The sequence below is a fragment of the Burkholderia anthina genome (genome assembly GCF_902498995.1).
GTDB classification, from domain to species: Bacteria; Pseudomonadota; Gammaproteobacteria; order Burkholderiales; family Burkholderiaceae; genus Burkholderia; species Burkholderia anthina.
On the sequence record NZ_CABVLY010000037.1, the window covers coordinates 1 to 21648 of the forward strand.

A 21648-nucleotide genomic window follows, 5' to 3' on the forward strand; every position below is an offset into this window, starting at 1 on the left:
GGCCGCGCCGCCAAGCGCTGCCGCATCGGCCGACGTGCGCGGGGCAGCCGCGCCGCGATGCGATGCCGCGCCGCTCCAGAGCGCCGCGCCGGCAATCGCCGCGAGCCCCACCGCCCCGTAGAGCGCAACGCGCCGCGCGAGCGGCGCGCGTCCTTCACGTGCCGTCATCGATCACACGCCCGCGAGCTTCAGCCGGTTCGCATGCGTGCGGATCACCGCGACCGGATCCTCCGCGTACGCGCCGCGCACGCCGAGCAACTGGTTGATCTCGTCGAGGTGGTTCCACTTGTAGTTCGTGCTGAGCACCTTCCCGTACAGCGCGCTGCACTTCGACACCAGCCCGTCGTTCTGGCCCGAGCCGCGATTGATCATCACCGTGCCGGTGCCGAGCAGTGCGAGCGTCGACAAGTCGAGCGCGTTGGCCGGGTCGATCAACGGAATCGTGCTCGTATCCGTCGCACCCGTGACGCCGAACGCGGAGATCGTCGGCTGGACCGCCGTGCCGGCCCACGAATACAGCAGATGCGTGTTGCCGCCGACCGTCTCCGTCGGCGCGCCCGTCTGGCAACTGCCCGGCGCGCCGAGGCCGGCGCTCGGATAATTCTGGTTGTACGTTGCGGCCTGGGCGGTCGTCAGCGTCTTCAACGCGGCGAGCGCATCCTGGTCGGTGTTGTGGCTGCTGCTCGTCAGGACCCCGAACACATTGACGAACGCGGCGATCACCGACGACGACAGGCCGGTCGGATCGTTCGCGAGCACGCCCTGCACGAAGTCGGCGAACTCGGAGCCGCGATGCGGCGTGCCGATCGTCGTCACCGACGCGACGAGATCGGGCGCGACCGCGGCGACATAGCGCGACGTCAGGCCGCCCTGGCTGTGGCCGATCAGGTTCACCTTGGTCGCGCCCGTCGCGGCGAGCACCGTCTTCACGTACGCGAGCAGCTGTTCGCCGCGCCCGTTCGGGCCGTCGTCGCTCTGGAAGCCCGACAGGTTCGCGACATAGACGTTCGCGCCGTGCTGCTGCAGGTCCTCCTGGATACCGTACCAGTACTCGAGCACGCCTGCGTACTTGTCGGTGCCGGTGAGCCCGTGCACGAGGATGATCGGATAGCGCGTCGCCGCGTAGTTGTCCACCGGCGCGATTGCCGCCATCGCCGAGTGCGTCGTCGCGAGCGTCACCGCCGCGGTCGTCCCGACGAACGGCGCGACGCTCATCGCGCATGCCACTGCCCCTGCCACCACCCTGGAACGCATCGATCTGGCCATGCATGTTCTCCTGATTATTGTGCTGCCGGTACGAATGAGATCGGATCGACGTGCACGATGCGTCGCCGGCACCGTGTGCGTCGAATGCGGGAGTGAATCACGAGTCGCGAACGTTTGCGCCCCGACTAGATACGGTTCTCTAATCGGTTGACGCGCCCCGCCCGTTCAGGCGGGGCCGCGTTCGTACGCGCGCATGCTGCATCGCACATGCGCGATGGGCGTTACAGCTTCGCGCTCACGCGCACCCATGCGGTACGCCCCGGCTCCATCACCGGCGCGTTCGCCGGATAGCCGAAGCCCGCGTTGCCGGCCAGGTTCAGATGCTCGGCATAGGCTTTGTTCAGCACGTTGTCGACGCCGATCGAGACCTGCACCTTCTTGCTGACGTTGTACTGCGCGTGCAGCGACAGCACGCCGAACCCGGCGCCCGGGCCGAAGTCCTTGCCGACCACGTTGCCCTCATTCAGTGCATAGCGATGCTGCGGCGCAACGACTCGCCACAGGCCGCCGGCCGACCATGCGCCGCGCGTGTATTCAAGCCCGACGCGCGCCTCGAGCGGCGGCATCTGCGGCAAGGGCTCGCCGCTCGTCGCGTTGCGCCCCCACGCGTAGGCGAGCGACGTCTCGACGCGCAGCGGCGCGACCGGCCGCCACGACACGCCGGCTTCGCCGCCCATGATCTGCGCGTTGACGTTGGTTGCCTGCGTGGTCGAGCCCATCATCCCGGCTGCGTAGTTGAACAGGATGAAGTCCTGCACATAGCCGGCATAGGCCGACACCCATGCGTCGAAGCGGTCGCTCTTGACCTGCGCACCGATGTCGAGCTGCGTGGTCTTCTCCGGCCGCACCGCGGAGAACGCGTTGATCGAGCCGGCCGGCCCGCGCTGCGCGGAGAACAGCTCCCAGTAGTCGGGATAGCGTTCCGCGTGACCGATCCCCGCGTACCAGGTAACAGGCAGCGACGCGAGATCGCGCTCGTAGCGCACGAAGCCGCTCGGCAGCACGCGCGCGCGATCGTCGTCGAAGGTCGGATTCGGCTTGCTCGTCATCATCCCGCTCGTCGTCGCGCGCTTGTCGCGCGCGCTCGCGTAGTCGACCCGCGCGCCGCCGATCACGCGCGACGCGTCGCTCGCGTACCACGTCAGCTCGCCGAAGGCACCCGCGTTCCACATCGTCGCCTGCGCATTCCACGGCTGGTCGCCGTAGTTCTGCCACCCCATCGCCGAGCGCGCGTCGAGCCGGTTCGATTGCGCATCGACGCCGGTCACGAGCTTGAAGTCGTCGCCGAAGCGGAACGTCGCCGCTGCGCGCGCGCCGAGCGTGCGGCGCCGCACTTCGGACGCCATGCGCATCGGCATGCTGCTGGTCGGATCGGGCTGCCGCAGCGTGGTGTTGTCCATCACGTGGTCGGCTTCGTTGTAGTACACGCGCGCCTCGATCCGGTCGAGCACGTCGCCGAGATGGCGCTTGTCGAACGACAGGCCGAACGTCTCGCGACGGAAATGCGCGCCGTCCATCCCGCGTCCCGCATAACGCGCGTAGCCGTCGCCGGTGCCGGCCGTCAGTTCGACGCGCGTGTGATCGTCGGGCGTCCAGCCGAGCGCCGCGTCCGCGTTCCACTTGTCCCACTGCGACGGCACGGTATTGCCGTTGCCGTCCTTGTAGTCCTGCGCGTGCGCATGGTTCGCGCTCACGCGGCCATATCCATCCGGCGTGCCGGCCGTCACGTCGACGTTCTGGTCGTTGCGGCCGAACGAGCCGCCGACCACGCTGCCCTCGAAGCGCATGCCGGGCCGCTCGAAGCGCGGCGTCACGCGCTCGAACAGCACGGTGCCGGCCGATGCGCCGGGACCGTACAGCACGGTCTGCGGCCCCTTCACGACCGTGACCTTGTCATAGCTTTCGGGCGCGATATACGAAGTTGGCGCGTCCATCCGGTTCGGGCACGCGCCGAGCGTCGGCAGCCCGTTCGCGAGAATGTTCAGCCGCGAACCGAACATCCCGCGCAGCACCGGGTCGCCGTTGGTTCCGCCGCTGCGGATCGACGTGAAGCCGGGGATCGTCTTCAGATAATCCGCTCCGTCGCTCGCCGGCAGCGGCTGGCGCGGCGTCTTCGGATCGGTGACGACGACGAGCGGCGTCGTCAGCGGCGACGCGACGACCTCGACGGGCGGCAGCAGCGCGGTCGCGTCGTCGGTCGGCGTACCGGCCGCGCTCGCGGGTTCGGCGGCAGCCGCCGCGGTCATGGCGCTGACGGCCAGCGCGGGAACGGTGAGTTGCAGCATCCGCGGCACGCGCCGCGTACGGGAATGGCGCGACGCCGTCGGCGCGCGCAAGAAGAAAGTGTTCATGGATCGAATGCCCGAGTGACGCCCTCCACGCGGTCTCGGCGGACCGCACGGATATCGGCGATGAAAAAACGGAAGACAGCGCGTCAGGCGCGCTCGGGCGGTGCGCGTGGATACGCGCGCGGATAGCGATCGTCGCGCGCCGCGACGGCATGCGGTGCGGCGGCGGAAACGGTCGTGGCGGGGACGAACGCGAATGGTGCGGCAGCCGGGCCGCCGATCGCGGGACTATGCGCGAAGAATGCGCAGTATCCGCATGCATCGAGATGCGACGCATGATCGTGCGCGCTGGCCGCACCGGCCGACCGGTGCGCGCCATGCTCTGCACTGCAGACGATTGCATCGGGCGTCGCCGCCTGTGCGATGCGCCACTGCGACACCAGCGGCGCCGCGATCGCGATCCAGATCGCGAACACGCCGAGCCAGGCGGTCAAGTGACGATGTCGATGCAACATGCGCGGCGGTGCGTAAGCGGAATGTAAAAACAGCCGAGATGTTACAGAATGTTCGGCGCGATAGCCAGCCGTGCAGACCGGTAAACGGCCCGGGAGCGCATGGTTGTCAATACAACCATGCGCCCCCGGGGCTGCTGCGCGGCGTCAGCGCGCGGCGATCACACCATGCGTCGCAGCACGTCGTCGCGTCGAATGAAATGGTGATAGAGCGCGGCCAGCGCATGCAGGCCGATCACGAAGTAGAACGCATTGCCGATCAGTTCGTGCGCCTCCTTGATCGTCGGCCGCAGCGCCTTGTCCGGGCCGAACAGCGTAAACGACACGCCGATCCAGTCGAGCGACACGGGCTTGCCGCCCATGTTGACCATCATGATGCCGAGCAGCGGCTGCGCGATGATGAACACGTACAGCGCGAAATGCGCGAGCTTCGACAGCCACTTCAGCAGCGTCGCCTGCGGGATCGCTTCCGGCACGCGGCTGACCGCCCGCCACAGCACGCGCAACACCGACAGCACCAGCACGAACGTACCGGCCAGAAGGTGCACGTTCATCCAGAACACGCGACTGTCGCTGCCTTTCGGCCCGCGAATCTCGATGGCCAGGTAGGCCAGCGCCACCAGCAGAAAGATGGCCCAGTGAAAGAAGATCGCAGGCGAGCTGTAGCGCGTCTGTTTCGCAAGGATGTTTCTCATGCTCGGTCTCGTGTTTCTCGTGTTGTATTCGGGGAAAGCGCGCCGCGGCTGGCCTGGGCCGGGCGGCTGCCCCGATTGTAGCCGTCCGCGCGTCCGCTGTTGCGCGACCGGATCAAATAACCGAGGAATCGATGCTGTCCCGCCGCGTGCCGGCATATGGAAAATCCGCATCGCGTGCGCAAACGGCTGTGGCACGATGGAGCTTTGGTGCGACGTTACGCGGCCATCATGAGCAAGGCGTTCTTCGTTGCGGCCTATCGGCTGATCGCCGCGTTGCTCGCGGTGTCCACTACGCTGCACAGCATCGCGAACGACTGGGCCATGCCGAGCTTTCATCTCGGCAACTATCTCAGCTACTTCACGCAACTCAGCAGCCTCTACGCGGCCGCCATGCTGGCCGCGGGGCTGCGGCGCATCGCGCGCCCGGGCTCGGCCCGCTACGAATCGATGCGCGGCGCCGCCGTGCTGTACGTGCTGATCACCGCGATCGTCTACGAACTGCTGCTCGCGCGGCTCGATGCGCTGCGCCACATCACGCCGGCCCTCAACAACTGGGTACTGCACCGGATCGTGCCGCTCGTGATGCTGTGCGACTGGCTGTACGTGGAGCCGCGCTCGCCGATCGCGCGGCGCAGCGCGTTCGCGTGGCTCGGCTTTCCGGTCGTCTATCTCGGCTATACGCTGGTGCGCGGCGCGCTGGAGAACTGGTATCCGTACCCGTTCGTCGATCCGCGGCCGCACGGCTACCTGCCGGTGGCGATCCAGTGCTCGTTGATCGCGCTCGGCGCGGCGGGACTTGCGCTCGGCATCCGCTGGATCGGCAATCACGCAAGACCGTCCGGCGCCGCGACGCTCAAGGAAGGATGAAGGCGGGAGCGTGTGCACCGCACGGCGCACACGTCGTGACGCGGCCGGTCAGCCGCCGTTGCGCGGCAGGAAGTTCATCGGATCGACGACCTTGCCGTTCTGCCGGACTTCGAACTCGAACGTCGCGCGGCCGCTCGCGTCGGTGTCCATCTCGGCGACCGGCTGGCCGGCACGTACTGCGTCGCCTTCGCTGACGAGCAGCTTGCCGTTGTGCCCGTAGGCCGTGATGAGCCCGTTATCGTGTTTCAGGATCACGAGCGGCCCGTAAGCCTTCACACCCGACCCGGCATACACCACGCGCCCGTTCGCCGCCGCGCGCACCGAATGATCGGGCCCCGATGCGGCAATCACGACGCCGCGCGTCTTGCCGGCCGTAAACGGCGTCACGACGCTGCCCGTGGCCGGCCATGCGAGCGAGCCGGGTTGTGCAACGGCTGCGGACGGCTGCCCGAGCGACGTCGCGGCAGGCGGCGGCGCGACGCGCAGCACCTGGCCCGGCGACACGGCGTCGGTGGGCGCCATGTGGTTCCAGCTGGCGACGTCCTGCACGCGCTGCCCGTAGGCGGCCGCGATGCCCGCGAGCGTGTCGCCCGGATTCACGCGGTAATAGCCGGCGATCACGCCCGGCGTGGCGGCCGACGTCGGCGTCGACGGGCGCACCGGCTGCCAGTTGTCGGTCCACGGCGTCATCGTACAGCCCGTCAGCGCGGCGGCCGCGGCGACGAGTGCCGCCTGCGGCAGCCAGCGCGCCAGGGAATCGTGGATCGGAATATTTTTTTTCAAGGGTCCTCCCGGAGTTGCGTCGTCGCGCCGCCCACCGCCCCCCGGCGCGCGACGCACGATGTCCGGCCAAAAAGCCGGACCGACCAGTATCCGACCGCTCTCGCGGCCGTCAGTTTCCACAGCGGAACGTCGACGCGAACGGACTCACCGGCCCCTTTTTCGCGTCGCTCCGATCGGCAAAGATACCATTTGTCGCGGTCAGGGCCGCGACAAGCACGCGTTCCGGCAACATTCTTGCGGCGCCGCACACGGGTGCCGGCGGCCCGCAAGCCGCGCCCGGCGGGCCATCCGGCGGGCTTGCGCCGCGCCGCGAGGCCGCGGCAGTCGGCGTCGAACTACCCGCCGTCACCCGGCCGGACGCCTCCTATACTGCGGAATGCAGCACGATCCAGCGACAACGAGGAGATCACAATGAACAACGCGACGTTTCTATCCGTGCAGCTCAACGCCGAGGATTTCACTGGTTCCAGCGGCCTCGTCGAATTGCTCAACCGGCACCTGCTGTTCGCCACCGACGTCGCCGAAGCGGCCGACGCGCTCGTCCAGCTCGCAAGCGTCACGCACCTGACGGGCGCCACCCGCCACAGCGTCGAGCTGCCGGTACTCGCGATCGAGCGACTGCGCGAAGCACTCGACTCGCTCAGCGGCTACGACGAAACGTGGCTGCAGGCGCTGGAGCCGGCCGGCGGCCCCTTTGCGGCAATCGGACGCGGTCCGCGGCCGCTGCACTGATCCGCGCGGCATGCCAATGAAAACAGCCCGCCGTTCCGTGATACGGAACGGCGGGCTGCTTGTACTTCGGGGTTCGATCAGGCCGCCAGGGCGGCCGTTCGATTAACGACCCTTGTAGACCGGTGCGCCATCCGACACGCGCTTGACTTGCCAGCCGGCCTTCGCAACGGCCGGAGCGCCCGACTCTTGCTGGGCGACCGGTTGTGCACCGTAGCCGGTCGTATCGGCGGCGGCGACGTTCTGTTGCGGGTTCAGACGGGCTTCAGCGGCCTGGATGCCTGCCGGGTAGTCCGTGCGGTCGCTGCCCAGCTTGTAGCCGGCTTGTTGCAGGGCCGACAGTTCGGCCTTCACCTGCGCACGGGTGACGGGCGCGTTTTGTTGGGCGAACGACACGGCGGGAACGGCGAGGACGGCAGCTGCAGCGAACGTTGCGATCAGCGATTTCATGATTACCTCCGGAATTTTTTTGCTCCGCCGCACACACCATGTCTGCAGCGATGGAACAGAGTTTAGTCCTGGCGTCCCTTAGGGAAAACCATGAAAGAACGAAAACACTGTTTCCTTGGAACCAACAATTCCGGGATCCGGGAATCAAAAACCCTACTCAAAGAATAGAATTTCGCAACAATGCCGCCCTCGCGGGCCGGTTACGACCAGTTCGCGTGGAAGCTGCCCGGCTTGTCGGTACGCTCGAACGTGTGCGCGCCGAAGAAATCTCGCTGCGCCTGCACAAGGTTCGCCGGCAGCCGTTCGGAACGGTAGCTGTCGAAGTACGCGACCGCCGACGCGAACGCCGGCACCGGCACGCCGGCCTTCACCGCGGCGACCACGACGTCGCGCAGCGACGCCTGGTAGTGCGCGGCGATGTCCTTGAAGTATGGATCGAGCAGCAGGTTCGCGAGCGCCGGATCCTTCGCGTACGCGTCCGTGATCTTCTGCAGGAAGCGCGCGCGGATGATGCAGCCCGCGCGGAAGATCTTCGCGATCGTCCCGAGATCGAGGCTCCAGCCGTACTCTTCGGATGCCGTGCGCAGTTGCGCGAAGCCCTGCGCGTACGAGATCACCTTGCTCAGGTACAGCGCGCGGCGCACCGCTTCGATGAACGCGGCACGATCGCCGTCGAACGGCGCGGCGGCCGGGCCCGACAGGATCTTGCTGGCCGCGACGCGCTCCGTCTTCAGCGACGACAGCACGCGTGCGAACACCGATTCGGTGATGAGCGGCAGCGGCACGCCCAGATCCAGCGCGTTCTGGCTCGTCCACTTGCCGGTGCCCTTCTGCGCGGCGCGATCGAGGATCACGTCGACGAGGTGCTTGCCGGTTTCGTCGTCCTTCTTGCCGAAGATCTTCGACGTGATCTCGATCAGGTAGCTGTCGAGCTCGCCCTGGTTCCACTCGGTGTACACCGCGCCGAGTTCTTCGTTGGTCAGGCCCGCGACGTCCTTCAGCACCGCGTAGCTCTCGGCGATCAGCTGCATGTCGCCGTATTCGATCCCGTTGTGGACCATCTTCACATAGTGGCCCGCACCGTCCGGCCCCATGTACGCGACGCACGGCTCGCCGTCCGACGGCGCCTTCGCGGCAATCTGCTTGAGGATCGGCTCGACCAGATCGTACGCGTCGCGCTGGCCGCCGGGCATGATCGACGGGCCGCGCAGCGCGCCCTCTTCGCCGCCCGACACGCCGGTGCCGATGAAATGCAGGCCCGATTGCGCGAGTTCCTGGTTGCGGCGGATCGTGTCGGTGAAATGCGTGTTGCCGCCGTCGATCAGCACGTCGCCCTTCTCGAGCAGCGGCTTGAGCGACGCGATCGTCGCGTCGGTCGCTTCGCCGGCCTTCACCATCATCAGGATTCGGCGCGGCGTTTCGAGCGACGCGACGAATTCTTCGAGCGTATAGGTCGGCACGAGATTGCGGCCGGGGAATTCGGCGATCAGTTCGTCGGTTTTCTCGCGGCTGCGGTTGTACACCGACACCGCGTAACCGCGGCTCTCGATATTGAGTGCGAGATTGCGGCCCATCACCGCGAGCCCGATCACACCGATTGCTTGTTTGCCCATTATTCGATTCTCCGGAAAAAACAGGGCGCGACCCGACCCGGGCCGCGCGCACAGGCGAAAGGATAGTGGAAACCCGGCCGCGATGCGCGCATGCTCGTCACTGCTCGGCGTGCGGCAGGCGCCGGAATACGACGCTCAGGTTGTTGGCCGGCATCTCGACGACCTCGATGCAATCGAGCCCGCGGTCGAGGCCGAGCGCAACGACGGTCTCGAGATCGCGCACGCCCCACGACGGGTCGCGGCTGCGCAACTGCAGGTCGAATGCTTCGTTCGACGGCGCCGTGTGCCGGCCCTCGCGGCGATACGGGCCGTACAGGAACAGCACGCCGCCCGGGCGCAGCACGCGCGATGCGCCGGCGAACAGCGCGTCGGTGCACGCCCACGGCGAGATGTGGATCATGTTGATGCAGACGATCGCATCGAGCGCCGCGGCCGGCCACGCTGCGTCGCGCACGTCGAACGCGAGCGGCTCGGCCAGGTTCGCGAGGCCGGCATGCGCGACCCACGCGGCGATCGAGAGGCGCGCGTGCGCGTCGGGGTCGCTCGGCTGCCAGCGCAGCGCCGGCAATGCCTGCGCGAAATGGACCGCATGCTGCCCCGTGCCGCTCGCGATCTCGAGCACGCTGCCGCTCGCCGGCAGCACGCGGCGCAGCACGTCGAGGATCGGTTCGCGGTTGCGCTCGGCCGCCGGCGCCGACAACCTCACGGACGGATCGGGTGCATCCGGCGGCAACGTCGGCCCGCTCACGATGCACGCTCCGGTGCGGTATCGCCGACGCCCATCCGCGCCGTCAGCGCATCGAGCGCGGGCGCGCAGCGCGCCTCGACCTTCAGCGTCAGCATCGGATCGGCGCGCGTGTGGCCGAGATTCAGCGCGGCGACGGGCTTGTCCTGCGCCTGCGCCCACACGCAGAAGCGGTAGCCCGAATACACCATCAGCGACGAACCGACGACGAGCAGCGCATCGGCCGCGTCGAGCGCCTGCGACGCCAGCGCCACGCGTTCGCGCGGCACGTTCTCGCCGAAGAACACGACCGCCGGCTTCAGCAGCCCGCCGCATGTGGGACAGGCCGGAATGCGGAACGTGTCGAGCGCGCCCCATTCGAGGTGCGCGTCGCCGTCGGCGGCCGGCTCCGCCTGCGCGCCCAGCAATTCGGGGTTATCCGTTTCGAGTACGGTCTGGATCATCGCGCGCGCATGATGCGCGCCGCAATCGAGGCATGTCACGCCGTTGATCCCGCCGTGCAGTTCGATCACGCCACCGCTGCCCGCGCGCTGATGCAACCCGTCGACGTTCTGCGTCACGAGCCGCTCGATCCGGCCGGCACCGCCGAGCCGCGCGAGCGCGACGTGCGAGCGGTTCGGCTGCGCGCGGCCGACCACCGGCCAGCCGATCATGCTGCGCGCCCAGTAGCGTCGGCGCGCCGCATCGGAGCCGAGGAATTCGTGGAGCTGAATCGGCGGCGAGCGCATCCATTGACCGTTGCGGTCGCGATAGCCGGGAATGCCGGAATCCGTGCTGATGCCGGCGCCGGTCAACACGAGCAGCCGCGGATGGCGCTCGACGAACGTGTGCAGTGCATCGAGCGCAGCCGGCTCGATGCCGGCGGATGAAGGGTCGTGCAAGGCGGTATCGTTCATGTCGACGGTGCGTGATCGGGGTGCCGGCAGGCCGTGCGCCCGCACGGGCGGCCAGCGCGCCAGCACATGATACAGAACGCCGTGCGATCCGGCCGGCGGCCGGCACATCAAAAAAGACGCCCATCGACCTCATGGCGATGGGCGCTTCAACAATTGATCCATCGGGGTAGTGGATCAACTGACAGCACAATGTCGTCGCATCCGCCGCGATGCGGCCGGCGGACCTTTCCCCTGAATGACGTGTTCGGTTCTATGTTTTCGGTTGCCCGATGTCGCGCGGATCGCCGCCATGCGGCGCGTGCGACGCATGGATGCATGCGGCGCGCTCGCGTCTTGCGCGTCGAAGTATCGATCGGAGGTCATGCTCGCCCATCAGCGTGCACCAGCGGTTCATCCCCGACGGCCGACTGGCACCTGTCGGCCTCGTGCCTCACGCCTGCACGTCGTCGTCCAGAACGAACCTGATTCGATCAGATGGAACGGAAAGCCGTGTGCTCATGTCGCCACAATCAGCGGCGAAGCGAATCCACGGGCAGGTCGGCGATTCATGTTTGCAACACGATGCGTTGCGATTCGGTGTGTTTTCATTCTCTTGTCCCCGTCTTCTATGCGTCCGACCCACTGAAGCGATTGCCGGACCGACTCCGCCGGCGATCGCGCTCACGGCTCATACGGATATGCAAGGAGCGCACCATGCTTCGCGGCACAAGGCCGCGCGGGCAGGTGAAATGGCCCCACCGGCAATCGGGCCGCGATGAATACACGCGAACGTTTCGAAAGTGAAACGATGGGGAAAAGGCCCGCACGATCGACCTTGGCACGCAACGTTTGCCGCGGCGGCGGTGTTACAGGAATGGGACGGGATGCGGCGTCGAGAGGATCCGTGCAACGCTGACGATCTTCTTACAGTCGATCGTGTAACGGCAGTCGATCGCGTGACCAGGACGCCCGATCACCGATAGGCTTCGAGCGCCTTCACGCGGCGTTCGGTTTCGTCGACGACGCAACTGTCGTGCTCGACGAGCCCGAGCGTGCCGCCTGCATCGGGCTGCCGCGACTCCGCGCAGCGGGCATCGCGTGCCTTGAGCCAGCGGCGCTCGTCGTTGCGCAACCTCAGCTTGCCCGCCTCGTCGAGACTCGCCATCTTCGTCTTGTAGACGGCGTTCAGCCGCTTGTCGGCCGCGTCGTATTTCAGTCCGAGGCAATTGCGGATGTCGGCCGTGACGCCCGACTCTTCGGCGGTCTTGCAGATATCGGCGCGCGGCGCTTCGTCCGCGACAGCGCCGCATGCCGCCACGGACAGCACCGCGCTCGCCGCGAGGCCGGCCATCGTCTGCTGAAGTGCGTTCATTCTGATCATTGCCTGATGACGGAACGCGCCGATTATGCCGGAACCGCCGATGCGTTCGATTGCCGGCCGGCGCGCGCCGCAAGCCGCGCGCAAACACGTTAGCATGCGGGCACGGCACGACTCGCGTGGCGAGCCTACCTCCCCGACTTCAAGGATTGGACATGCCCTTGCCCGCCCCCGACCGCGCCGGCGTCGCGCACCGCGTCTTCTCGGCCGAGCGGCTGTCGATCGGCCTGACGCTGCCGCTGCTTCGCGGCGGCAACACCATCGCGGATTTCAACGAGCAGCTCGAACTCGCCGCGCTTGCCGATACGCTCGGCTTTCGCGCACTGTGGATTCGCGACGTGCCGCTGAACAGCGCCGACTATCCCGATCCGGTCGGACATCTCGATCCATGGGTGCTGCTCGGTGCGCTCGCGTCGCGCACGCGCCGGATCGTGCTCGCCAGCGGCGCGATCGTGCTGCCGCTGCGTCATCCGCTGCATGTCGCGAAAGGCGCGCTGTCGGTCGCGACGCTGTCCGGTTCGCGCTTCATCCTCGGGCTCGGCTCCGGCGACCGGCCGCCTGAATACGCGGCGTTCGGCGTGGATGCGCAAACGCGACGCGACCGGTATCGCCGGCACTGGGACATCATCGCGGCCGCGCTCGGCGTGCCGTCGCGCGTGCTGCCCGACGACGCGCCGCCCGACGCACCGGAATTCACGCTGCTGCCGCGCGGCGACGACGCGGTGCCGATGCTCGCGGTCGGCTCCGGCGGACAGAGCGTCGACTGGATCGCGCGCAACTCGATCGGCTGGATGACGTATCACCGCGATCCGGACACGCAGCGCGCCCGCCATTCGATGTGGCGCGCGGCCGTCGACCGGCTCCCGCAACCGGCATTTCGCGCATTCGGCGTATCGATGCGGCTCGACCTCGCGGCGCACCGCGATACGCCGGCCACCGCGCTGCCGCTCGGTTATGCGACCGGACGGCATGCGTTGATCGACATCCTGCGCGACATGCGCGCGGCCGGCACGCATCACGTCACGCTGAACCCCGGTTCGGACCGGCCCGTCCGCGAGATCATCGAGGAAGTCGCCGAGCACGTGTTGCCGATCTTCCATGACGATCGCGGATAATTCATCAGGAATTCGAATCAGTTTCATGCTGACGAAGCTACCGGCGGCACGCCAGCCATCGACGGCGAGCACATTTCGTTCCCGTCTCAAGCGCCATCGAGACCATCGTGTCATGTGCCGCGATCGCGCACGAACGCGATTTCCGAATCGCGGGCCGCAAGCATTCGCGGCCAGACAATTTCCCGCACGATGCACATCTTCCGGCAAGCCACACACGCCCACCGTGCCTGTCGCATGCCCGATTCAAGTATTCATCGACGGAACTATTCGGTTCCGATCGCGATCATGTTAACTTCCGCCCATCGTCCAGACCGGCGGGCCGCGTGTCAAAGCGCGCCCGCATGCCTACTCATGCGACATTTCCTGCTCGGCTGGCTGCTCGCCGCCGTCGTATCGGCCGCTCATGCGGCCGCCCCCGCTCCGGCCGCCGCATCGGCCGCCTCCGGCGCCACGCCCGCGCTGACGCCGCAACAGGCGCAGCAAGCGCTTTCCGTGCTGCAAAACCCGCGCGAACGCGAACAGGTCGAGACGACCTTGCGTGCGATCGCGGCCGTCGGCGTGTTGAGCGCGCCGGCGGTTCCCGCGAGCAGCGCGGCCGCGGCCAGCGCCGCGTCGACGGCGGCAGCGCCCACCACGCTCACGACGAACGGGCTCGCGTCGATGGTCGTCCGGCAGGGATCGCACTGGGCAGCGGAAATCGGCGGCGCGCTGAACGAATCGCTGCACTCGCTGCTCGATGTCGGCTCGGTCGGAAGCTGGTGGCACGAACGGCTGGTCCGCGCCGACGAGCGTGCGGACCTCACGCACGCGATCTTGATCATCCTCGCCGTGCTCATGCCCGCGCTCGTCGTCGAATGGTTCGCGAAGCGGCTGCTGCGGCGCGCGCTGGCCGCACTGAGCGCGCGTCGCGCGGAAGCGTCGCGACGGACCGAGGCCGGGCCATCCGGGGCCGAGCCGCCCGGGCCCGACGACGACACGGTGTCGGCGGCGGCCTCGGCCGACTCCGCCGCGAAGACCGACGACACCGATACACCCGATGCGTCGTCGCAAGGCCGCGGCCACGCGCGCCGCCACACGACCCTGCTGCGCCGGATGCCGCGCGCGCTGGTCAGCCTCGCGTTGCGGGTCGTGCCGCTGCTGGTGTTCGTCGGCGCTGCGAGCCTGACGATGTCGGCCCTCGACGCCGCCGGCACGCCGATCGAAAGCGCACTCGAATCGCTGATCGACATCTACGTGATCTGCCGCCTCGTGACGATCGTCAGCCGGCTGTTCTTCCAGCCCGATGCGCGGCAGCTGCGACTGCTGCACATCAGCGACGCGTGGGCCGCGTTCGCGCAACGCTCGATCGCGCGGATCGCGATCGTCGTCGGCGCCTGCACGGCCGCGGTCGAGATCGCCGCGAACTTCGGCCTCAGCGATGCCGGCCACGTCGCGCTGCTGAAGGCCATCGCACTCGTCGGCCACCTGATGGTCTCGGCGCTGATCCTGCAGTGCCGCCAGCCGGTCGCCGCGCGCATTCGCGCGGCCTGCGAGGACCGCCCGACCTTCGCGATGATCGGCAATGCGCTCGCCGACGCCTGGGCGCCCGCCTCGGTATTCGTCGTGATGGCGCTGTGGTTCGTGTGGGCGCTCGACGTCCACAACGGCTATCGCGTGCTGATCACGCTCGGCGGCCGCTCGATCGCCGTGATGATCGGCATGCGGATCGTGTCGATCGTCGTGTTCGGCGCGCTCGCGCGGCTGTTCCAGCACCGCGACGACGATCGCACGCTCGTCCATCTTCACGCCTATCGCTACTACCCGCTGCTGCGCCAGATCGTGTCGGCGGTGATCGCGGTCGTGACCGTCGTGCTGCTACTGCAGATCTGGGGCGTGCCGATCTTCCACGCATTCGAAAGCGGCACGATCGGCCATCGGCTCGCGTCGGCGCTGATAACGATCGCGATCGCGGCCGTCGTCGCGCTGATCGTGTGGGAAGCCGCGAACATCGCGATCGAGCGGCGCCTGCAGCAGTGGACCCGCGAAGGCAATCTCGTGCGGGCCGCGCGGCTGCGCACGCTGCTGCCGATGCTGCGTTCGCTGCTGTTCATCATGATCGCGCTCGTCGTCGTGCTGACGGGCCTCAGCGAAATCGGCGTGAACATCGGTCCGCTGCTCGCCGGCGCGAGCATCTTCGGCGTCGCGCTCGGCTTCGGCTCGCAGAAGCTCGTGCAGGATTTCATCACCGGAATCTTCCTGCTGATGGAAAACGCGATGCAGGTGGGCGACTGGGTCACGCTCGCGGGCGTGTCCGGCACGGTCGAATACCTGTCGATCCGCACGGTGCGGCTGCGCGCGGGCGACGGGTCGCTGTACACGATCCCGTTCAGCTCGGTGACGACCGTCAACAACACGAATCGCGGGCTCGGCAACGCCGCCGTGAAGGTCAGCATCGCGTACGGCCAGGACATCGATCGCGCGATCGCGACGTTGAAGGAAATCGGCGCCGCGCTGCGCGAGGACCCGAATTACAAGGACGGCATCCTGTCGGACTTCAGCTACTGGGGCATCGACCAGGTCGACGGCGCGACGATCGCGCTGGCGGGGCAAGTGCAGTGCAAGGACTCGGCGCGCTGGGGCGTGCAGCGCGAATTCAACCGGCGGATCGCGGTGATGTTCGCCGAGCGCGGGATCCGGATCGCGAATCCGCAACGTAGTCTCGTCGCGTATGAGCAGGGTTCGCGGCCTGCCGCGCCCGGGAACGACGATGGCCATGAACACGGCGACCACGCCACCGGCACGCCGGCCGCCGAACCGCCGCCGCCCGCGGCACCGGCGCGCAAGCCGGACTGATCGTGCCGATGCCGGCGGCGTTGTCGCCTGCCGACGACTGACCGCCGCGCTCAGCGCCCGGCGGTTTTCTTCGCGCGCGGGGCGCGCTTCGATGCGATTGCCGGCACGGCCGGCTTCGCGCCGACGGCCTGTTCGCCGCCCTCTACGCCGCGCTGTGCATGCCAGTGTTCGAGCAGCACACGCGTCTGATCGGCAATGGTCGCCATCAGCAGCGCGCCGCCTTCCCCGTCGAAACTGTCCCAGTCGAGCAGTTGCAGCGTCGAGCGCGGCACGAGATGGAATACCGTCAACTGCCCGAACAGGCTCATCGCACGCAGCCGCGTGACGGGGTCGTCGGCCGCCCGCCCGGAGATCCGGCCGATCAGCTCGGCGCTCACGTCGTTGAGCGGCTTGCGCACGCGCTTCATCAGGATTTCCGTCGCGCTCGCCGGCTCCTGCCCGACCTGCTCGCGCGCGAAGAACATCCGCTGCCCCAGCGTCTTCGGCACCGTGAACATCCGGTCGGCCAGCATGCGAAGGATGCCGATGAACGCGTCGATCAGCGCGTCGACGTCCGCATCCGCGTCCAGCACCGCCCGCGCATGTTCGACCGCCGGGCCCAGCACGCTCCAGCCGAGTTCGGCCATCGCGTCGACACACGCGCGGTAGACGCCTTCCTTGTTCTCGAAGTAGTACTGCAGCGCTGGTGCATTGACGCCAGCCTTCGCAGCGATGTCGCGCGTCGATGCACCGGCGAACCCGTATTCGCCGAACAGCTCGATCGCCGCCTCGATGATCCGCTGGCGCGTCTCGTCGCCGCGCGCGTAGCCGGCCGCCGACGTGCGCCGCAGCTTCTTCGCTTCGTTCATGCCTTCCTCGTCATTCGATCGACCGACATTCTACTTGACACAATTCTAGCAACTGGAATAATTCTTCCGATCGGAATAAATTGGATGTCCCGCATGTCGACGCCGCAAGACCCGTCATCGAAAGCAAATCGTCAGGAACCCGCATCATCGCCGCGCAACGGCGGCTCGAAGCGGCGCATCCTGATCGCCGTCGTCGTGCTCGCGGCGATCGGCGGCGCCGTGTGGCTCGGCCGCTGGTGGATAGTCGGCCGCTTCATCGAAAGCACCGACGACGCGTATCTGCAGGCCGACAACATGACGGCCGCACCGAAGGTCGCGGGCTACGTGACCGACGTCTACGTGCGCGACAACCAGACGGTCAAGGCTGGCGATCCGCTCGTACGGCTCGACGTCCGCCAGTACCAGGTCGCGCTCGCGCAATCGACCGCGACCGTCGACGCACGCCGCGCCGACATCGCGCGCGCGGAAGCCGACATCAGCCAGCAGCGCGCGAACCTCGAACAGGCCGAAGCGCAGGCAAAGGTGTCGCAGATCAACGCCGGGCATGCGCGCGACGAATACGCGCGCTATGCGCCGCTCGCGGCGACCGGCGCCGAAACGCACGAACGCGTCGCCGATCTGAAGAGCACGCGCGACCAGGCCGCCGCGACGCTTGCCGCGAACCACGCGTCCATCGCCGCCGCCCGCACGCAGATCGCGTCGTTTACCGCGCAGCTGCAACAGGCGCGCGCGCAGCTCGAAGCCGCGCAGGCCAGCGCCGCGCAGGCGCAACTCGATCTCGACAACACGATCGTGCGCAGCACGCTCGACGGCCGCGTCGGCGACCGCACGGTGCGCGTCGGCCAGTACGTGCAGCCCGGCACGCGCCTCCTGACCGTCGTGCCGGTGGACGCGCTCTACCTCGTCGCGAACTTCAAGGAAACGCAGATCGGCCGGATGCGCATCGGCCAGCCCGTCGAGCTGCACGTCGACGCGCTGCCGGACGACACGCTCAGCGGCACCGTCGACAGCTTCGCGCCGGGCACGGGCGCGCAGTTCGCGCTGCTGCCGCCCGAGAACGCGACCGGCAACTTCACGAAGATCGTGCAGCGCGTGCCGGTGCGCATCCGCCTCGCCGCGAATGCGCGCGCGCAACGCCTGCTGCTGCCGGGGCTGTCCGTGACCGTCGACGTCGACACGCATTCGGCCGACAACGAGAAGCATCATGGCTGACACCGCCGCCACCCCGCCCGCGCCGCCGCACGAAGGCCGCGCGAGCGCGACCGACTGGATCGCGGTTGCCGCCGGCGCACTCGGCGCGCTGATGGCGACGCTCGACATCTCGATCACGAACTCCGCGCTGCCGCAGATCCAGGGCGAAATCGGCGCGACCGGCACCGAGGGCACGTGGATCTCGACCGGCTACCTGATGTCGGAAATCGTGATGATCCCGCTCGCCGCGTGGCTCACGCGCGTTTTCGGACTCCGCAATTTCCTGCTGACGAACGCCGCGCTGTTCATCGCGTTCTCGATGATGTGCGGCTGGTCGCATTCGCTCGCGATGATGATCGCCGGGCGCATCGGCCAGGGCTTCACGGGTGGCGCGCTGATCCCGACCGCACAAACGATCATCCGCACGCGGCTGCCACTGTCGCAGTTGCCGGTCGGAATGACGCTGTTCGGCCTGATCGTGCTGCTCGGCCCGCTGTTCGGCCCCGTGCTGGGCGGCTGGCTCGCGGAGAACGTGAGCTGGAGCTGGTGCTTCTTCCTGAACCTGCCGGTGTGCCTGCTGCTGATGGCGCTGCTGGTGTTCGGGCTGCCGTCGGACAAGCCGCAATGGAACACGTTCTTCAATGCCGACTGGCTCGGGATCGCGGGCCTCGCGATCGGGCTGAGCTCGCTGACCGTCGTGCTCGAGGAAGGCCAGCGCGAACGCTGGTTCGAGTCGCAGATGATCGTGACGCTGAGCTACGTGTCGCTCGCCGGGATGATCCTGATCGCGCTGTCGCAGCGCTTCGCGAAGCGGCCGATCATGCGCCTGTCGCTGATGCGCAACCCGCGCTATGCAAGCGTGATCGTGATCGTGTCCGCGGTGGGCGCCGGGCTGTACGGCGTGTCGTACCTGCTGCCGCAGTTCCTCGCGATCGTCGCGGGCTACAACGCGGAACAGGCCGGCTCGATCATGCTGCTGTCGGGCCTGCCCGCGTTTCTGGTGATGCCGATCCTGCCGCGCCTGCTCGGCAAGGTCGACTTCCGCATCCTCGTGATTTCCGGCCTGCTGCTGTTCTGCCTGAGCTGCATGCTCGACATCAGCCTGACCGCGCAGAGCGTCGGCCACGATTTCGTGTGGTCGCAACTGATTCGCGGCGTCGCGCAGATGCTCGCGATGATGCCGTTGAACCAGGCATCGATGGCCGCCGTCGCGCGCGAGGATTCGGGTGACGCGGCCGGGCTCTACAACATGGCGCGCAACCTCGGCGGCTCGATCGGGCTCGCGATCATCGGCACCGTGATCGACCGGCGCACGACCTTCCATGCCGCCGCGCTGCGCGAATCGGTGACGGCCAATTCGCTGATCGGGCAGGCGCGGCTGTCGGACTATGCGGCGAACTGGTTCGCACACACGGGCGACCTCGCGTATTCGAACATGCGCGCGCTCGGCCAGCTCGCGCAGCAGATTCAGGTCCAGGCCGTCGTGATGACCTACTCCGAAACCTTCTACCTGCTGGGCCTCGCGCTGCTTGCGTGCGTGCCGCTCGCGCTGCTGCTGAAAACGCCGCGCGGCCCGCAACCGGTGTCATCCGGCCATTGAACCGTCTTACGCGATGAAGCCCTTCTCCCTGCCCCGCCGCCCCGCGCTCACGCTGTGCGCGGCCGCATGCCTGCTCGCCGGCTGTACCGTCGGCCCCGACTACCACGGCGCGCCCGCTGCGCCCGACGCACCGACCTTCGTGCGCGCGCCAGCATCGGGCGTCGACACCGCCGCGCCCGCGCCGAGCGCGTGGTGGCATGCGCTGCACGATCGCCAGCTCGACGACCTGATTGCCGCCGCGCTCGCGCACAACCCCGATCTGCACGCCGCGCAGGCGCGCTTGCGGGCATCCCGCGCGCAGCTCTCGCAACAGCGCGCGGCCCAGTTGCCGAAGTCGTCGGCCACCGTCGCCGCGATCCGCATGCGCGAGCCGGACGTCAGCGCGCTCGGCTCGCTGCTGCCGTCGGACGGCTCGAATCAGTCGGGCGGCTCGTCCCCGTCGCTTGGCGGCTCCGGTCCGCTGCAACTGTATTCGGCGGGCTTCGACGCGACCTGGGAAATCGACCTGTTCGGCGGCACGCGTCGCGCGGTCGAAGCCGCCTCCACGCAGGCGGAAGCGGTCGACGCCGATCTCGCCGACGCGCAGGTGTCGATCGCGGCCGAAGTGGCGACCGCGTATGTCGACCTGCGCGATCAGCAGCAACGGCTCGCGCTGTCGCAGCGCACGGCCGAGCTGCAACAGAAGATGCTCGAACTCACCGAGCAGCGCCGCGCGCGCGGCGTCGCCGCCGATGCGGACATCGAGCGCCTGACGACGCAGGTCGAGAACACGCGCGCGTCGCTGATCCCGCTCGACGCGCAGGTGACGGAGTCGCTCGACCGGCTGGCCATCCTGACCGGCCGTGCGCCCGGCGCACTCGATGCCGCGCTGTCGGCGCCGGACACGCCGCTGCCGGCGCTACCCGCGAGCGTGCCGGTCGGCGATCCGGCCGCGCTGCTGAAGCAGCGGCCGGACATCCGCGCGGCCGAGCGCCGGCTCGCATCGAGCAATGCGCAGATCGGCGAACACATCGCCGACTATTTCCCGAAAGTGACGCTGCTCGGCGATCTCGGTTTCAGCGCGACGGATCCCGGCCATCTGTTCCGCAAGCAAAACTTCACGTGGATCGGCGCGCCGTACCTGCAATGGAACCTCCTCGACTTCGGACGCACGCGCGGCGCGGTGCGCGCAGCCGAAGCGTCGCGTGACGAAGCGGAAGCGAACTACCAGAAAGCGGTGCTCGGCGCGTTGCAGGACGCGAACACGTCGCTGCAGCGCTACGGACACCAGCGCGAACACGTGGTCGCGCTGACGAAGGTGCAGACGTCGGCCACGCATTCGGCCACGCTGATGGACGAACGCTATCGCGCGGGCGTCGCATCGATGATCGATCTGCTCGATACGCAACGCGAAGCGCTCGCCGCTCAACAGAACGTGATCGCCGGGCAAGCCGAACTGATCAAGGATTACGTGTCGCTGCAGAAGAGCCTCGGGCTCGGATGGCAGACGAACGCCGGTTGACGCGCGGCAAACCGCCAGCGGCATGCAGCCGCATCGATCCGGCCAATCGAGCCGATTCGAATGATTCCTCGACAACCGCTCGCGCATTACGAATCGATTCGTCAATGATCGAGCGGATCGATCCGCTATTGCATCCGATACCGGATTTGAAAATTACAAATCTCCGCCAATCTTTTCAAAATCATTTCGCTTTATTCCATTTAATTTTGTTTCATATAATCAGAAAAAGTTTGACACCCGACTTTCATTCTTGATACCGTCCGATGCAAGCAATCTGACGAATTGCAAGACACGCAATCGCTTCCGCTCCACGCATTTCGCTTCCGCCGCACCGAAGTTCTCGTCGCCGACCCCATCCTC

The 21648-nt window shown here is 67.7% G+C and carries 18 protein-coding genes and 1 pseudogene; 7 read left to right on the top strand and 12 right to left on the bottom strand.

The features are described from left to right. From BME24068_RS35605 to BME24068_RS31840, 5 genes and pseudogenes are all read right to left on the bottom strand, one after another. Window positions 1-168: pseudogene (locus BME24068_RS35605) on the bottom strand (lipase secretion chaperone); the annotation flags it as partial. Between the two features lie 3 nt (window positions 169-171). Then, entirely contained in the window at window positions 172-1266 is a 1095-nt protein-coding gene (locus BME24068_RS31825; protein ID WP_174928462.1) for a triacylglycerol lipase, read from the bottom strand. A 221-nt stretch (window positions 1267-1487) separates the two neighbouring features. Continuing rightward, complete coding sequence (locus BME24068_RS31830; protein ID WP_096504027.1) at window positions 1488-3617, bottom strand: TonB-dependent copper receptor; 2130 nt, start codon at window positions 3615-3617, stop codon at window positions 1488-1490. A gap of 83 nt (window positions 3618-3700) precedes the next feature. Continuing rightward, the gene (locus BME24068_RS31835) at window positions 3701-4069 is read right to left on the bottom strand and encodes a DUF2946 domain-containing protein (RefSeq protein ID WP_096504029.1); all 369 of its coding nucleotides are present in this window, start codon (window positions 4067-4069) and stop codon (window positions 3701-3703) included. Window positions 4070-4227: 158 nt separating this feature from the next. Continuing rightward, entirely contained in the window at window positions 4228-4761 is a 534-nt protein-coding gene (locus tag BME24068_RS31840) for a cytochrome b (protein WP_096504031.1), read from the bottom strand. Between the two features lie 228 nt (window positions 4762-4989). On the opposite strand from BME24068_RS31840, the gene BME24068_RS31845 reads away from it, so the two are divergent. Continuing rightward, window positions 4990-5628, top strand: coding sequence for a Pr6Pr family membrane protein (locus BME24068_RS31845; RefSeq protein ID WP_096504147.1), 639 nt, complete (start codon window positions 4990-4992; stop codon window positions 5626-5628). A gap of 48 nt (window positions 5629-5676) precedes the next feature. On the opposite strand, the gene BME24068_RS31850 is transcribed toward BME24068_RS31845, so the two are convergent. Beyond that, on the bottom strand, window positions 5677-6411 hold the full coding sequence (locus BME24068_RS31850; RefSeq protein WP_096504033.1) for a peptidoglycan DD-metalloendopeptidase family protein: 735 nt from the start codon (window positions 6409-6411) through the stop codon (window positions 5677-5679). A 411-nt stretch (window positions 6412-6822) separates the two neighbouring features. Here BME24068_RS31850 and BME24068_RS31855 point away from each other — a divergent pair, with 411 nt between their 5' ends. After that, complete coding sequence (locus tag BME24068_RS31855) at window positions 6823-7143, top strand: hypothetical protein (RefSeq protein WP_096504035.1); 321 nt, start codon at window positions 6823-6825, stop codon at window positions 7141-7143. A gap of 102 nt (window positions 7144-7245) precedes the next feature. On the opposite strand, the gene BME24068_RS31860 is transcribed toward BME24068_RS31855, so the two are convergent. The 5 genes from BME24068_RS31860 to BME24068_RS31880 form a co-directional block, all read right to left on the bottom strand. Beyond that, window positions 7246-7590 (bottom strand): DUF4148 domain-containing protein, encoded by a 345-nt coding sequence (locus BME24068_RS31860; RefSeq protein ID WP_096504037.1) that lies wholly within the window; start codon window positions 7588-7590, stop codon window positions 7246-7248. Window positions 7591-7790: 200 nt separating this feature from the next. After that, window positions 7791-9203 (bottom strand): NADP-dependent phosphogluconate dehydrogenase, encoded by a 1413-nt coding sequence (gene gndA / locus BME24068_RS31865; RefSeq protein WP_096504039.1) that lies wholly within the window; start codon window positions 9201-9203, stop codon window positions 7791-7793. A 97-nt stretch (window positions 9204-9300) separates the two neighbouring features. Further along, complete coding sequence (locus BME24068_RS31870) at window positions 9301-9951, bottom strand: DUF938 domain-containing protein (RefSeq protein WP_174928463.1); 651 nt, start codon at window positions 9949-9951, stop codon at window positions 9301-9303. After that, entirely contained in the window at window positions 9948-10844 is an 897-nt protein-coding gene (locus BME24068_RS31875; RefSeq protein ID WP_174928464.1) for an NAD-dependent protein deacetylase, read from the bottom strand. The genes BME24068_RS31870 and BME24068_RS31875 overlap by 4 nt, the downstream gene beginning before the upstream one ends. A gap of 952 nt (window positions 10845-11796) precedes the next feature. Continuing rightward, complete coding sequence (locus BME24068_RS31880; RefSeq protein WP_162826171.1) at window positions 11797-12195, bottom strand: lysozyme inhibitor LprI family protein; 399 nt, start codon at window positions 12193-12195, stop codon at window positions 11797-11799. Window positions 12196-12356: 161 nt separating this feature from the next. On the opposite strand from BME24068_RS31880, the gene BME24068_RS31885 reads away from it, so the two are divergent. Next, window positions 12357-13316, top strand: a complete 960-nt coding sequence (locus BME24068_RS31885) for an LLM class oxidoreductase (RefSeq protein WP_174928465.1) — start codon at window positions 12357-12359, stop codon at window positions 13314-13316. Window positions 13317-13667: 351 nt separating this feature from the next. Further along, the gene (locus BME24068_RS31890) at window positions 13668-16148 is read left to right on the top strand and encodes a mechanosensitive ion channel family protein (RefSeq protein ID WP_174928489.1); all 2481 of its coding nucleotides are present in this window, start codon (window positions 13668-13670) and stop codon (window positions 16146-16148) included. 50 nt (window positions 16149-16198) lie between these two features. Here BME24068_RS31890 and BME24068_RS31895 read toward each other — a convergent pair whose 3' ends face one another. Further along, entirely contained in the window at window positions 16199-16996 is a 798-nt protein-coding gene (locus BME24068_RS31895) for a CerR family C-terminal domain-containing protein (RefSeq protein ID WP_174928466.1), read from the bottom strand. A 93-nt stretch (window positions 16997-17089) separates the two neighbouring features. Between BME24068_RS31895 and BME24068_RS31900 the strand changes: the two genes are divergently transcribed. Genes BME24068_RS31900 through BME24068_RS31910 form a run of 3 tightly spaced genes read left to right on the top strand, consistent with a single transcriptional unit; the run spans window position 17090 to window position 21288 of the window. Continuing rightward, the gene (locus BME24068_RS31900) at window positions 17090-18208 is read left to right on the top strand and encodes an HlyD family secretion protein (RefSeq protein WP_174928467.1); all 1119 of its coding nucleotides are present in this window, start codon (window positions 17090-17092) and stop codon (window positions 18206-18208) included. Then, window positions 18201-19787 carry an MDR family MFS transporter gene (locus BME24068_RS31905; RefSeq protein ID WP_174928468.1) on the top strand — a complete coding sequence of 529 codons (1587 nt, stop codon included), beginning with the start codon at window positions 18201-18203 and terminating at the stop codon, window positions 19785-19787. The genes BME24068_RS31900 and BME24068_RS31905 overlap by 8 nt, the downstream gene beginning before the upstream one ends. 13 nt (window positions 19788-19800) lie before the next feature. Then, complete coding sequence (locus BME24068_RS31910; RefSeq protein ID WP_174928469.1) at window positions 19801-21288, top strand: efflux transporter outer membrane subunit; 1488 nt, start codon at window positions 19801-19803, stop codon at window positions 21286-21288. Window positions 21289-21648: the final 360 nt, after the last annotated feature.

What these genes read in the sequence shown, in the direction of transcription:
- BME24068_RS31825 (WP_174928462.1), bottom strand. Translation starts at nt 1,266, where the DNA reads ATGGCCAGATCGATGCGTTCCAGGGTGGTGGCAGGGGCAGTGGCATGC.
- BME24068_RS31830 (WP_096504027.1), bottom strand. Translation starts at nt 3,617, where the DNA reads ATGAACACTTTCTTCTTGCGCGCGCCGACGGCGTCGCGCCATTCCCGT.
- BME24068_RS31835 (WP_096504029.1), bottom strand. Translation starts at nt 4,069, where the DNA reads ATGTTGCATCGACATCGTCACTTGACCGCCTGGCTCGGCGTGTTCGCG.
- BME24068_RS31840 (WP_096504031.1), bottom strand. Translation starts at nt 4,761, where the DNA reads ATGAGAAACATCCTTGCGAAACAGACGCGCTACAGCTCGCCTGCGATC.
- BME24068_RS31845 (WP_096504147.1), top strand. Translation starts at nt 4,990, where the DNA reads ATGAGCAAGGCGTTCTTCGTTGCGGCCTATCGGCTGATCGCCGCGTTG.
- BME24068_RS31855 (WP_096504035.1), top strand. Translation starts at nt 6,823, where the DNA reads ATGAACAACGCGACGTTTCTATCCGTGCAGCTCAACGCCGAGGATTTC.
- BME24068_RS31860 (WP_096504037.1), bottom strand. Translation starts at nt 7,590, where the DNA reads ATGAAATCGCTGATCGCAACGTTCGCTGCAGCTGCCGTCCTCGCCGTT.
- gndA (WP_096504039.1), bottom strand. Translation starts at nt 9,203, where the DNA reads ATGGGCAAACAAGCAATCGGTGTGATCGGGCTCGCGGTGATGGGCCGC.
- BME24068_RS31875 (WP_174928464.1), bottom strand. Translation starts at nt 10,844, where the DNA reads ATGAACGATACCGCCTTGCACGACCCTTCATCCGCCGGCATCGAGCCG.
- BME24068_RS31880 (WP_162826171.1), bottom strand. Translation starts at nt 12,195, where the DNA reads ATGAACGCACTTCAGCAGACGATGGCCGGCCTCGCGGCGAGCGCGGTG.
- BME24068_RS31885 (WP_174928465.1), top strand. Translation starts at nt 12,357, where the DNA reads ATGCCCTTGCCCGCCCCCGACCGCGCCGGCGTCGCGCACCGCGTCTTC.
- BME24068_RS31890 (WP_174928489.1), top strand. Translation starts at nt 13,668, where the DNA reads ATGCGACATTTCCTGCTCGGCTGGCTGCTCGCCGCCGTCGTATCGGCC.
- BME24068_RS31895 (WP_174928466.1), bottom strand. Translation starts at nt 16,996, where the DNA reads ATGAACGAAGCGAAGAAGCTGCGGCGCACGTCGGCGGCCGGCTACGCG.
- BME24068_RS31900 (WP_174928467.1), top strand. Translation starts at nt 17,090, where the DNA reads ATGTCGACGCCGCAAGACCCGTCATCGAAAGCAAATCGTCAGGAACCC.
- BME24068_RS31905 (WP_174928468.1), top strand. Translation starts at nt 18,201, where the DNA reads ATGGCTGACACCGCCGCCACCCCGCCCGCGCCGCCGCACGAAGGCCGC.
- BME24068_RS31910 (WP_174928469.1), top strand. Translation starts at nt 19,801, where the DNA reads ATGAAGCCCTTCTCCCTGCCCCGCCGCCCCGCGCTCACGCTGTGCGCG.